We start from the raw sequence: 12,332 nt of genomic DNA, 5'->3' as shown, positions 1-12,332 counted from the left end.
CAAGAATGAAAAACCGTGAACATAAGGGACTGATAATTTCAACGGCATTATAATTGCTTAATTTCGATCAGGTGCTGTGGTAAAAAAAGAGGCATTAGCTGAAACATTAAAAGATGACTTCTAAATATTGATAAAAGGCCTGATATGACAAATAGTTTTGCGCTTATCGACGTTGCCGGCGACATCGTCCCCCGACATCTGAAAGCCATCAAGGATACCGGAAACACCCTCGTTGCCGCCCTCGACAAAAACGACAGCATCGGCATAATTGACAGTTTTTCCCCAAAAGCGGCATTTTTTTCCGAATTTGAGCTTATTGACCGCTTCGTGGACAAATACCGCCGCGAAAAAAATAAAAAGATTGATTATGTCTCTATTTGCAGCCCCAACTACCTGCACGACAGCCATATCCGTTTCGACCCGTTTTGGAAAAGATATTCCGTGTACAAACCTTCGGAGAATTGATCATTGTTCGATAACATATACAAAAGTAAGCGGGTTTTGATCACCGGCCACACCGGATTCAAGGGGTCGTGGCTGGCGATTTGGCTGAAGGAACTGGGGGCGGATGTCATCGGCTATTCCCTTGATCCGCCAAGCGAGCCAAGCCTTTTTGAGGCAACGAAGCTCCGGGAAAAGATCACCCATATCCACGGAGATATCCGCGATCTCGACCGGTTGATGGAGACTTTTGAAAAATATCAGCCGGAATTTGTTTTCCACCTCGCCGCCCAGCCCCTTGTTCGCCGCTCCTACGAAGAGCCGAAATTGACCTTCGACACGAACGTCGGCGGCACGGTCAACGTTTTCGAGGCCGTCCGTAAAACCTCCAGCGTCAAAGTCCTGGTCAACATCACCAGCGACAAATGCTATGAAAACAGGGAATGGGTTTGGGGCTACCGGGAAAATGACCCGATGGGCGGTCATGACCCGTACAGCGCCTCCAAAGGGTGTGCGGAACTTGTTTTCAGCGCTTATCTGAAGTCGTTCTTTTCTCCGAACGCCGCACAGAGCAGGCCGATCGGCGCCGCCTCCGCCCGGGCGGGCAACGTCATCGGCGGCGGCGATTGGGGTGCAGATCGCTTGGTTCCCGATTGCATCCGCGCCCTGAGCAGTAAGCAACCCATCGGCATCCGCAACCCCAATGCCATTCGCCCCTGGCAGCACGTACTGGAGCCCCTCGGTGGTTATCTGCTGCTCGGCGCCGCCCTGTGGCAAAACCCTCAAAAATATTCCGACGCCTGGAACTTCGGCCCGGAGGACAGCAGTCATCTGACCGTCGCCGAAATGGCTGAGCGATTGATAAAATACTGGGGCAAAGGTTCCTGGAATGACCTATCAGATCCGCAGTCCCTTCATGAGGCGAACCTTCTCAAGCTGAATTGCGACAAGGCCCACGCTTATCTCCACTGGCACAGCGTTCTCACCATTGACGAATGTTTGCAAATGACAGCGGATTGGTATAAAGAATTTTACTCGGAACCTCAAACAAAAGACATGCATCAGTTCTGTCTGGAGCAGATCCGCAAGTACGAAGAAAAGCCACAAAAGGAGGACAGTCATGCTGGCGATAAAAGCGCAGTATAAGGCGGGACGAATTGAATTAATCGAGCCGATACCTGCGGATATCCTTTCAGCAGAACTCAATATTATTGTGATACCGTCAGAAGAAACTAATGAGACGACAATCCCCGCTGCGGAGTATCATGCCCGCCGAAGGTCAAGCGATGAAGAGTTCAAGCAAATAGGTCTGGCTGCCTTTTTTGACACAAATGATGATGCCAATGTTGACTGGGAGGCCTATTTTGAACTCAAATAGGAATGCCCGGGTGGGAGAAATTGTCCTGCTTGACTTTCCCTATACCAATCAGGCCGGCTCAAAAGTGCGCCCAGCCGTTATCATTTCACAATCATCAGAATTGGGAGATATTACAGTAGCCTACATGACCAGTGAGGTTGATAATTACTGTTTCGACACCTCTGCCGTAGTCATTGATCCAACTGATCTTGAGTGCGGCGCCATCCTCAAAAGGAGCGTTATACGGGCCGATAAGGTGCTGGTGATAACCGAAAAAAACATCAAGCGTGCCGGTATCGGTCGCCTGTCCAATGCAAAAATCGATGAACTGCTTCGAGCCAGTGTACGTAACACCGTTGTTTCCCACTACGATGGTGTTCATTCCCGGACATCCAAAAGCTCCTTCACCCCCGGGGACCGTATTCCTTACGCCGGTCGGGTTTTCGATGAGCGCGAGATTACCTCATTGGTAGATTCCTCACTCGATTTCTGGCTGACTACCGGTCGCTATGCAGAGAAGTTTGAGAAAGAGTTTGCCGCGTTCCTCGGTGTGCAGCATTGTTCATTAGTCAATTCCGGTTCCTCCGCCAATCTGCTGGCCTTCATGGCGCTTACTTCGCCCGAGCTGGGTGAACGCCGGATCAAGCCGGGAGATGAAGTGATCACTGTAGCGGCCGCTTTTCCCACCACCGTTTCCCCCATCATCCAATATGGCGCCGTGCCGGCCTTTGTCGATATATCGCTTCCGACCTGCAATATTGATGTCACGCAATTGGAGGCCGCGCTTTCAAACCAAACAAAAGCGGTTATGTTGGCACATACGTTGGGCAACCCGTTTGATCTCGCGGCGGTTAAAGCCTTCTGCGACAAGAACGACCTCTGGCTGATTGAAGACAATTGTGATGCCCTCGGCTCACGCTATTTTCAAAACGGTTCTTGGAGTTATACCGGAACATCAGGGCACATCGGCACATCAAGCTTTTATCCCGCCCACCACATCACCATGGGCGAAGGCGGGGCTGTCTATACCAATGATTCAAAACTTAAACGGCTTGTAGAATCCTTCCGCGACTGGGGCCGCGATTGCTGGTGCCCACCCGGCCGGGACAATACCTGCCACAATCGCTTTGACCGGCAGTTCGGTGAACTTCCCTTGGGTTACGATCATAAATATGTCTATTCCCATTTTGGCTACAACTTGAAGGCAACCGATATGCAGGCCGCCATTGGTTGCGCCCAGCTTGAGAAGCTGCCTTCCTTCATCGAGGCGCGTAAGCGAAACTGGAAAATTCTGCGTGACGGCATAAGCGGCCTGGAGGAGCGTTTCATTCTGCCCGAAGCTACCGCAAATTCTGATCCATCGTGGTTTGGTTTTCTGCTCACCGTGCGTGAAGATGCAGGCTTTACCCGTGAGATGATGGTGAACCACCTCGAACAAAAAGGAATCCAGACCCGGATGCTTTTCGCCGGTAATCTTATCAAGCACCCTTGTTTTGACGAGATGCGCAAGGCCGGCAAAAATTACCAGGTGATTGGCGATTTGCCCACGACCGACCGCATCATGCGCGATGCCTTCTGGGTCGGGGTGTATCCGGGGATGACGGAGGGAATGATGGGATATATGCTGGAAACACTGAGAGGTTTTTGTAGATAAGGTCCAGAATGTTAAAGAACTTTCCGGATATTAACTCTCGTTTCAAGTTTTGGCAGAAAACTTGCACAGGAATTGCATCGGAAATGATTGAACTTGAAGCCCAAGAATGAAACTGAAAGGATACGACAAAATGGAAGCAAGAAAAACATCGATTACCTATAGCGACTGCGTAAAAGGAATAAATTTTTTAAACATAGAAGAACAGTTGACCCTGTTGGAGATCATATCAGCCAGACTAAAAAAATCCATCGGCCAAAAGAAAAAAAGTAGCATTATGCAGCTTGAGGGACTGGGTGCTAACCTATGGAAAGGGATTGATGCGCATGATTATGTTCAGAAGGAGAGAGAGTCATGGAGTTAGTCGATCAATTGCGAGGAAAAATAATTTGTATCGACACCGCTCCCTTTATCTATTTCATTGAAAAGGATCCTAAATATCTGAACGTAGTAAGACCGATTTTTGCTGAAATTGATGCCGGGAACATTGAAGCCCTGACTTCAACAATCACACTGTTAGAGGTATTGGTCCTTCCATTCAAGAAGGAAAATGAATCTCTGGCCGAAGAATACCGGGAGATATTGCTGCACGCTGAAGGATTAACAACGTATGAGATTGTTCATGAAGTTTCCGAATTGTCGGCAAAGCTCCGGGCAAAATATGCAATCAGGACTCCTGATGCAATTCAGATAGCTGTCGGAATCCTATATGGCGCTGCTATGTTTTTAACCAATGACTCCGGTTTGAAGAAAGTGAAAGACATTAATGTTTTGATACTTGAAGATTTTTCAGGAAAGTAAATAATCAAACGATAAAATCTTTTTAGAAAGATCCGTTTTGGGAAAAAGTCATGAAAAAAGAAAGCAATAAGAACATCCCTGTTGTAATTCTCTGCGGCGGATTGGGAACCCGCTTGGTGGAGTACACGGAGGTGCGCCCGAAACCACTGGTGGAAGTCGGCGGCAGGCCCATCCTTTGGCATATCATGAAGCACTATTCCCAATATGGGTTCAACGAATTCATTCTTGCCCTGGGCTATAAGGGAGAACATATCAAACGATATTTCCTTGATTTTAACAGTTTGAACCAGGATTTTACCGTTTCGCTCAATGACGGTGAGGTACGGAGCATCAACTACAATCACTGTGATCCCTGGAAAGTCCATCTCATCGATACGGGTCAAACCACCCTGACAGGTGGCCGCCTCAAGCGCCTGGCATCCATGATCAATCAAGAGACTTTCATGCTGACATACGGCGACGGCGTCAGTGATGTGAATTTGGATACACTGCTAAAATCTCACCACAGCAACAACGGCCTGGTTACTCTGACCGCCGTCCGTCCTCCAGCCCGCTTTGGCGCTCTCGAATTTGAAGGTAATCAGATTCGCCATTTCAAGGAAAAATCCACCCTCCATGAAGGGTGGATAAACGGAGGCTTCTTTGTCGTTAACTTAGAAGCACTAAGCTATATCAAGGAAAATGAAGATGTGATGTGGGAACACGCCCCGATGGAAAAACTTGCCGAAGAAGGCAAACTTTTCGCTTACAAGCATGAAGGCTTCTGGCAGTGCATGGACACCGCCCGGGATCTAAAATATTTAGAAGATGTTTGGCAAACGGGGAAGGCGCCTTGGAAGACGTGGTAAACGAAAAGTCAAACTCAATGAACCCGCTCGCCACAGACCTCGATCATATCCTCGCCCACACCCGCGACCTATGGGAAGAGCTTCGCGATCAGAGAATTTTCATCACGGGCGGGACGGGCTTTTTCGGTTGTTGGCTTCTGGAAAGCTTTGCTTTGATAAATGATAAGCTGCATCTAAATGCCGAAGTTCTGGTTCTTACCCGCAATTATGAATCGTTTTTGGAGAAAGCGCCTCACCTGGCCACCAATCCGGCTATAAAATTTCACATTGGTGACGTACGGGATTTTGAATTCCCCGAAGGGCAATTCCCCTATGTTATCCATGCCGCCACGGAGGCCAGCGCCAAACTGAACGAAGAAAATCCCCTTCTGATGTGGGACACCATCATAGAAGGAACCCTCCATACGCTGGAATTTTCCCGTCACGCAGGGACAAAGAAGTTTCTACTTACCAGCTCCGGGGCGGTTTATGGAAAACAACCGCCTGAGATGACCCACATCCCGGAGGAATACACCGGCGCCCCCGATCCCACGGACCCCAACTCAGCCTACGGAGAAGGAAAACGGGCGGCTGAGATGCTTTGCACGATGTACGCGAAAATGTACGGCATCCAGACCAAGATCGCCCGCTGTTTTGCCTTTGTTGGACCCTATTTGCCTCTCGATATTCATTATGCTATCGGAAACTTCATCAGCGATGGCCTACAAGGCAGTCCTATTGAAATCAAAGGTGATGGGACCCCTTACCGGTCTTACTTGTATGCTGCCGATTTGGCGATCTGGTTGTGGACCATCTTTTTACGGGGAAAATCCAACCATCCCTATAATGTGGGCTCAGACAAAGATATTACGATTGTGGCTCTGGCAAAAGAAATTGCCGCACATTTCAAACCGGCATTATCAATTTCAATAAAAGGGAATACCCGATCAAACCAATTGCCAGAACGATATGTTCCTTCAAATCATAAGATTACTCGGGAATTAGGCGTGCAGCAAATCGTTGATCTGAACGAGGGCATAAGACGGACTGTCCTTTACGAAAGGCAAAAAGGCGCAATACGAGGATGAACAAAAGAGCCGTGCGAGCTTGTCCCGTCTGTGAAAATGTTGAAGCAGAACTTCTGCATACGCAGAAATTTGTCTTGCCCGAGGGTCATCCTTTATCCCAAGGTTACGATGTGGTTTGCTGCCATGAATGCGGTTTTGTATATGCGGATACATCGGTCACGCAAGATGAGTATGATCTCTTTTATGCGAAGTATTCAAAATATGAAGATAATAAAACTGCTACGGGCGGTGGAAAAACATCTTGGGAGCAAAAGCGTTTCGATGAAACGGCAAGTTTCATTTACTCTTTCTTGCCAGATAGGAAAGCCGGCATTCTTGACATCGGATGTGCCAATGGCGGACTTCTAAAAGCCTTTAGAGGACTTGGTTATACAAAACTATTTGGCGTTGATCCATCCTCGGCATGTGTTGAAAATGTCCGTCGTTTGGGAATTGACGCCCAAGTTGGATCTTTGTCAGATCCATTAAATTTTGGTCTTTATGATTGCATCCTGCTTTCTCATGTTCTCGAACATGTAATTAATTTAAAGGGTGCGTTAAGCGCTATCTATCTATCTGCAACTGATAAGCATAAAACATATGTCTACATTGAAGTGCCGAATGCTTCTCAATACAACGATTATGTTTTTGCGCCCTTTCAGGACTTCAATACCGAGCATATCAATCATTTCTCTCAACGGTGTCTTGAAAATTTAATGAACCTGTGCGGATTTACAGTCATAATCAAAGGAGAAAAGGAAATCGAGTCTTCTCCGGGCATGCCTTACCCGTCAATTTACAGCGTATCTGCAATCAATGACCAGCGCCCAAACCAGTTCAGCCTTGCCAAAGATGTTGAACTCGTTTCCAATATAAGGGATTATATTGCCAAATCAAAAACAATATTGGCCAAGATTGATAATAAAATACAGCAGGTACTGGCTAAATCAAATCGGCTGATTGTCTGGGGTACAGGTCAATTAGTCATGAAACTATTGGCAGAAACTTCTTTGGCGAAAGCAGATATTGTTGCTTTTGTTGATAACAATCCGATTAACCAGGGTAAAATGCTTAAGGATATTCCGATCATATCACCGGAAAAAATCGGGAATCTGCCGCACCCAATTTTAGTGACCACCCTTCTCCATCAAAAGGAAATTGCTAAACAAATCAACATTCTTGGTTTGTCTAATTCGATCATATTTCTGGATAAATAAAATGAGAGAATCGGTTCATTCAATTTTTCAAGAATTTAATGACTTAACAAAACAGGAACTATTCTGGAAAGAGCGCACTAAAACGATCATTTACGGTGCCGGGAACACTGGTAAAGATGTGTTTCGCGTTTTAAGGAACAACGGTATTCATATCAGCGGTTTCTTGGATAAAAAGGCGAAGCAAGATACTTATTGGGACGGTGTTCCCATTTATCAACCCAATGACCGCCAATTTTCAGCGGATGAGCGCAAAAAAACTAATGTCATTGTCGCGATACACAATCGCGATGTTGAAATTCCACCGATCATCGCAATGCTTAGATCTATAGGTTATGGTCGTGTTGTCACCCTTATTGAACCCTATGATCATTTTGGCAGGGAACTTGGTGAGCGCTTCTGGCTTACCTCTCGTGCTTACTACAGGTCATTTGAGCCGTTCATAGAAGAGGCATTTAACCTTTGGGAAGACGATATAAGTAAAAATATCTACAAGGCCATAATACAATTCCGCCTTACGGGAGACTACAATGCCCTCCCCAAACCAGACATGGAACATCAGTACTTCCCCCCTGATCTGCCTGCATGGAAAACGCCACTCCGTTTTGTTGATTGCGGCGCCTTTGATGGCGACACGCTTTCTTATCTAATCAAGAATGATATTCCAATCGAGGCTGTTGCGGCCTTCGAGCCTGATCAGGGGAACTTTGACAAACTTTCTCAATTCGTTAAGAACAATTTAACCTGTTTGAAAAATGTAACCCTTTGGCCTTGTGGTGTTCACTCTTCGACGAAGCAGATGCGATTTTCTTCCGGCAAAGGTGAGGCCAGTTTGCTGAACACGACGGGGGATGTTGTTATTCAGTGTTTATCCCTGGATGACGTCATTCCTGATTTCGCACCGACCTTGATCAAAATGGACATTGAAGGCGCCGAATATGAAGCCCTGCTGGGTGCCCGCGAAATTATTTCCAAATATAGGCCTGGATTGGCTATTTCCTTGTACCATCGCCCTGCTGATCTATGGCAAATACCGCTATTGGTAAATGAGATCATTGGGGGGGGTACAAATGCTATCTCCGAATGCACGCATTCAACGGATTTGAAACGGTCATGTATGGAGTTGCCGAATAACGGTAGCTATAAATATTTCTTACGTTCTCATGGATTTAATGGATTTGATTTGATTATGTATGCCATGAAAGTATAAAAAATGATCAAACTATCAGACTACATTTTTAAATATTTAGCCGATTATGGCGTACGCCATATTTTCATGCTTACCGGCGGTGGCGCCATGCACCTGAACGATTCCATCCGCAAAGAAAAACGCCTCAATTACATCTGCAATCATCACGAGCAGGCCAGTGCGATGGCTGCCGAAGGTTATGCACGCATCACCGGGAAGCTTGGGGTCATTAATGTGACTTCGGGGCCTGGCGGAATTAACGCCCTCAACGGCGTTTTCGGGGCTTGGACGGATGCCATCCCGATGCTGGTGATCTCCGGACAAATCAAACGAGAAACATGTATGGCAACATATAACATTCCCGGTCTCAGACAATTGGGGGATCAGGAAGGGGACATTATCAGCATGGCGCGTGGCATTACAAAATATGCCATTCTGGTGGATGATCCTTTGTCCATACGATACCATCTGGAGAAAGCGATCCATCTGGCGCAACAAGGACCACCCGGTCCCTGCTGGCTGGATATTCCCATGGATGTCCAGGCCAGCGTGATAGATGAAAACGAATTACAGGGATATAACCCGCAGGAGAATATCCCTGCTTGGGATCTGGAGCAATTACCTCAAGTATGTCATAATATTCTTGAAAAAATTATAACTGCGAAACGACCGGTCATCATGGCAGGCACCGGGATCCGTCTTGCTCACGCCCTTGATATTTTTGATAGAGTGATTCACAGGTTGAGAATACCTGTCACCACAGCATGGACGCACGATATTATTGCGTCCGATGATCCTCTTTTTTGCGGACGGCCCGGAACGATCGGAACACGGGCCGGCAACTTTACCGTGCAAAACTCGGATCTTTTATTGATCCTCGGTGCTCGCTTGAACGTGCGGCAGGTCAGCTACAATTGGCAGTCTTTTGCACGTGAAGCATTTAAGATTCAGGTCGATGCGGACGTGGCTGAATTCAAGCGTCCGATGGTCAAAATTGATATGCCGGTTCATTGTGATGCTCGTTTGTTTCTTGAAGAATTGGATAGGCAGATCGATCAGTCCAATTATGATGAAAATAAGCATCAGGTTTGGCAGGCTTGGTGCCGGGAGCGGGTTTCGAAATATCCTGTAGTTTTAGAGCGACATCGGACTTATAATGGCAGAATCAATCCTTACCACTTTATGGAAATGTTATTTAACAGATTGGCCGATGATGATGTTGTGGTCTGTGCAAATGCAACGGCGTGTATCGTTCCTTATCAAACAGCTTTTCTGAAAAAGGGACAACGTCTCTTCAGCAATTCCGGATCGGCATCGATGGGATATGATCTGCCCGCAGCGATTGGCGCCGCGGTAGCGCGTGCGGGGAAACGGATTATCTGCCTGGCAGGCGACGGCAGCATGCAACTGAACATTCAGGAATTGCAAACCATTGCGCATCATCAACTACCGATCAAAATTTTTGTCCTGAATAACAGTGGTTATCTCTCTATCAGGATTACCCAAAGGAATTTCTTTGGCAATTTCATTGGTGAAAGTCCCGAGAGCGGCACTTCTTTCCCTGATGTTGTCAAGATTGCCGGAGCGTATGGTCTGCCTGCATACAGAGTCGAATCTGCTGATTTTGCGAACACTATTGATGAAATACTCGCCCAGGAAGGACCTGTTTTGTGCGATGTCATGCTCGATCCTGAGCAAACGTTTGAGCCAAAAACCAGTTCCAAACAACTTCCCGGTGGCCGGATGGTATCGGCACCGTTGGAGGACATGTATCCATTTTTGGATCGGCAAGAACTGCTTGAAAATCTGTGGATAACGCCAATCGAGGATTGATGCGGATAGAAAATATAATCTTTGATCTGGATGGAACCTTGGTCGACTCGCTACCCGGGATTGAATATGCGAGTCGGTGTGCTGTCGATTCTATATGCCCCCAGAGAGCTTTATTTGAACTACGCCCGTTCATTGGGCCTCCAATTAGCGACATCTTTCGTCGGATATTTCCAGATATAGAAGGGAACGAGTTGCAAACACTGGTTAAAGAATTCCGCAAGGCATACGATAATGGCGGGTGGCAAAAAACTGTGCTGTTCGATGGCATAAAGGATACCTTAATCAAACTTGAAAATCTCAATATTTGCAATTACTTGGTGACAAGCAAACCGAAGCTTCCAACGGAGAACATTTTAGATTTATTGAACATCAGGGAGTATTTTGTAGATGTAGTGTCGCCTGATTCGGCAACACCTGCTTTTCCATCCAAATCCGATGCGATGGCTCATCTCATTGCTAGGCACACCCTTGATCTTGAAAAAACACTATATGTTGGCGATTCACAGGAGGATAAAGCAGCATCAAAAACTTGTGGCATCAGGTTTGCGGCTGTATCTTATGGATATGGACATTTTGAAGAAGATTCTACATTTATCGACTTTAAAATGAGCACGATATCTGACTTACTTAAAATTGTTCGAAAGGAGAATCTATGAACAGGGACATATTTGATGAATTATTTGTTCTCGAACTTGCGAATAACCATTTGGGCAAAGTTGAGCGCGGTTTAAAAATTGTGACGGATTTTGGCCGTGTCGTTCGTTTCAACAATGTCAAGGCAGCGATAAAATTGCAAATACGTGATGTTAACACTTTTATCCACAAGGATTTTCGTGATCGTGCTGATATTAGATACATAAAAAAAACGATAGACACCCAGTTGTCCGAGAATGATTTTGTGACACTTGTAAAGGCTGTCCGGACGAGTGGATGTATTCCTATGGCCACCCCGTTCGATGAACGATCTGTTGACTTATGCGTTAATTTAGGTGTCCAAATTATTAAAATGGCCAGTTCCGATTCGAATGATTGGGTGCTCATTGAAAAGATTGCCAAAACGAGAAAGCCGGTGGTTGTCTCCACCGGGGGAACTTCTCTTAAGGACATGGATGATTTAGTAACCTTTTTCGAGAATAGGAACATACCTTTGGCAGTTAACCACTGTGTGTCAATTTATCCGTCAGAAGATTATGAATTGGAACTCAATCAAATAGATTTTCTGAAGAACCGTTATCACAACCACACGATTGGTTTATCCACCCATGAATATCACGATTGGACAGCTTCCATCATGATAGGCTATGCGAAAGGGGCCCGGACCTTTGAGCGACATATCGATATCGATGAAGGAGAACATTCTGTATCACCCTACTGTTCGCTTCCGGAACAAATTGATCAGTGGTTCAAAGCTGTTAAGAAGGCAAAAGAGATGTGCGGCAGCAGTGGTTACCAAAGACGTGTTATCCCCGAAAAGGAAAAGACCTATCTTGATGCACTGGTCAGGGGTGTTTATGCTGCGAGTGACTTACCGGAAGGTCACACCCTAAGTGATAAGGATATCTACCTGGCGATACCCATTCAGAAAGGCCAGATTTCTTGCAGAGAGCTTATGAATGGCGAAATGCTCATTCGCCCACTTGTTAAAGATCAGCCCATCATGATCGATGATATTGATAGCCCTTATGCGTATAATGATGAATTAAAGAAGTTGATTTATAATCGGGGGCTATAAAGCCAGCATTTGGGCGAAGTTATGCAACATATAATCGTTCCTGTCTTTATGCTGTGATCTGTCCATTTGGTTATGGACTATGTGTAACCTTTTTCAAAAACCAGAAAGATTCAGGTTTAAGAATATTCCATGCCCCCCGTCGGATCAGTTTGCGTAAAGCTTTTAAAGAAATTGTGATACTTATGTACGTCAGAAAAACTTTTTTCGGAGAAGTACTTTC

13 protein-coding genes are annotated in these 12,332 nt (G+C 46.1%); all 13 read left to right on the top strand.

Translation table 11 applies throughout. The features are described 5' to 3' along the window. The first annotated feature begins 144 nt into the window (after positions 1–144). On the top strand, positions 145–465 hold the full coding sequence (locus tag M0P74_01700) for a Gfo/Idh/MocA family oxidoreductase (GenBank protein MCK9362305.1): 321 nt from the start codon (positions 145–147) through the stop codon (positions 463–465). Between the two features lie 3 nt (positions 466–468). Then, entirely contained in the window at positions 469–1,587 is a 1,119-nt protein-coding gene (rfbG, locus tag M0P74_01695; protein MCK9362304.1) for a CDP-glucose 4,6-dehydratase, read from the top strand. Then, on the top strand, positions 1,562–1,819 hold the full coding sequence (locus tag M0P74_01690; GenBank protein ID MCK9362303.1) for a hypothetical protein: 258 nt from the start codon (positions 1,562–1,564) through the stop codon (positions 1,817–1,819). Before rfbG ends, M0P74_01690 begins: the two co-directional genes overlap by 26 nt. A gap of 10 nt (positions 1,820–1,829) precedes the next feature. Beyond that, entirely contained in the window at positions 1,830–3,452 is a 1,623-nt protein-coding gene (gene rfbH / locus M0P74_01685) for a lipopolysaccharide biosynthesis protein RfbH (protein MCK9362302.1), read from the top strand. 130 nt (positions 3,453–3,582) lie between these two features. Continuing rightward, positions 3,583–3,813: a hypothetical protein gene (locus tag M0P74_01680; GenBank protein ID MCK9362301.1), complete on the top strand. Its 231-nt coding sequence runs from the start codon at positions 3,583–3,585 to the stop codon at positions 3,811–3,813. Further along, positions 3,804–4,250, top strand: a complete 447-nt coding sequence (locus M0P74_01675) for a type II toxin-antitoxin system VapC family toxin (protein MCK9362300.1) — start codon at positions 3,804–3,806, stop codon at positions 4,248–4,250. The genes M0P74_01680 and M0P74_01675 overlap by 10 nt, the downstream gene beginning before the upstream one ends. A gap of 50 nt (positions 4,251–4,300) precedes the next feature. Continuing rightward, positions 4,301–5,098, top strand: a complete 798-nt coding sequence (rfbF, locus tag M0P74_01670; protein MCK9362299.1) for a glucose-1-phosphate cytidylyltransferase — start codon at positions 4,301–4,303, stop codon at positions 5,096–5,098. Next, positions 5,092–6,165: an NAD(P)-dependent oxidoreductase gene (locus M0P74_01665; protein MCK9362298.1), complete on the top strand. Its 1,074-nt coding sequence runs from the start codon at positions 5,092–5,094 to the stop codon at positions 6,163–6,165. The genes rfbF and M0P74_01665 overlap by 7 nt, the downstream gene beginning before the upstream one ends. Next, the gene (locus tag M0P74_01660) at positions 6,162–7,361 is read left to right on the top strand and encodes a class I SAM-dependent methyltransferase (GenBank protein ID MCK9362297.1); all 1,200 of its coding nucleotides are present in this window, start codon (positions 6,162–6,164) and stop codon (positions 7,359–7,361) included. The genes M0P74_01665 and M0P74_01660 overlap by 4 nt, the downstream gene beginning before the upstream one ends. 1 nt (position 7,362) lies before the next feature. Beyond that, entirely contained in the window at positions 7,363–8,568 is a 1,206-nt protein-coding gene (locus tag M0P74_01655) for an FkbM family methyltransferase (protein MCK9362296.1), read from the top strand. A 3-nt stretch (positions 8,569–8,571) separates the two neighbouring features. Next, complete coding sequence (locus M0P74_01650) at positions 8,572–10,380, top strand: thiamine pyrophosphate-binding protein (protein ID MCK9362295.1); 1,809 nt, start codon at positions 8,572–8,574, stop codon at positions 10,378–10,380. Beyond that, complete coding sequence (locus M0P74_01645; protein MCK9362294.1) at positions 10,380–11,036, top strand: HAD family hydrolase; 657 nt, start codon at positions 10,380–10,382, stop codon at positions 11,034–11,036. The genes M0P74_01650 and M0P74_01645 overlap by 1 nt, the downstream gene beginning before the upstream one ends. Beyond that, positions 11,033–12,112, top strand: coding sequence for an N-acetylneuraminate synthase family protein (locus M0P74_01640; protein ID MCK9362293.1), 1,080 nt, complete (start codon positions 11,033–11,035; stop codon positions 12,110–12,112). Before M0P74_01645 ends, M0P74_01640 begins: the two co-directional genes overlap by 4 nt. Positions 12,113–12,332 lie beyond the last annotated feature (220 nt).

The sequence above is a fragment of the Syntrophales bacterium genome (assembly GCA_023229765.1).
Classification (GTDB): domain Bacteria; phylum Desulfobacterota; class Syntrophia; order Syntrophales; family UBA5619; genus DYTH01.
The sequence above is the reverse complement of the archived record's forward strand: the minus strand, read 5'-3'. Positions and strand labels throughout refer to the sequence as shown.

Coding starts and splice junctions, on each gene's coding strand:
- M0P74_01700 (MCK9362305.1), top strand. CDS start 145: ATGACAAATAGTTTTGCGCTTATCGACGTTGCCGGCGACATCGTCCCC.
- M0P74_01690 (MCK9362303.1), top strand. CDS start 1,562: ATGCTGGCGATAAAAGCGCAGTATAAGGCGGGACGAATTGAATTAATC.
- M0P74_01680 (MCK9362301.1), top strand. CDS start 3,583: ATGGAAGCAAGAAAAACATCGATTACCTATAGCGACTGCGTAAAAGGA.
- M0P74_01675 (MCK9362300.1), top strand. CDS start 3,804: ATGGAGTTAGTCGATCAATTGCGAGGAAAAATAATTTGTATCGACACC.
- rfbF (MCK9362299.1), top strand. CDS start 4,301: ATGAAAAAAGAAAGCAATAAGAACATCCCTGTTGTAATTCTCTGCGGC.
- M0P74_01660 (MCK9362297.1), top strand. CDS start 6,162: ATGAACAAAAGAGCCGTGCGAGCTTGTCCCGTCTGTGAAAATGTTGAA.
- M0P74_01655 (MCK9362296.1), top strand. CDS start 7,363: ATGAGAGAATCGGTTCATTCAATTTTTCAAGAATTTAATGACTTAACA.
- M0P74_01650 (MCK9362295.1), top strand. CDS start 8,572: ATGATCAAACTATCAGACTACATTTTTAAATATTTAGCCGATTATGGC.
- M0P74_01645 (MCK9362294.1), top strand. CDS start 10,380: ATGCGGATAGAAAATATAATCTTTGATCTGGATGGAACCTTGGTCGAC.
- M0P74_01640 (MCK9362293.1), top strand. CDS start 11,033: ATGAACAGGGACATATTTGATGAATTATTTGTTCTCGAACTTGCGAAT.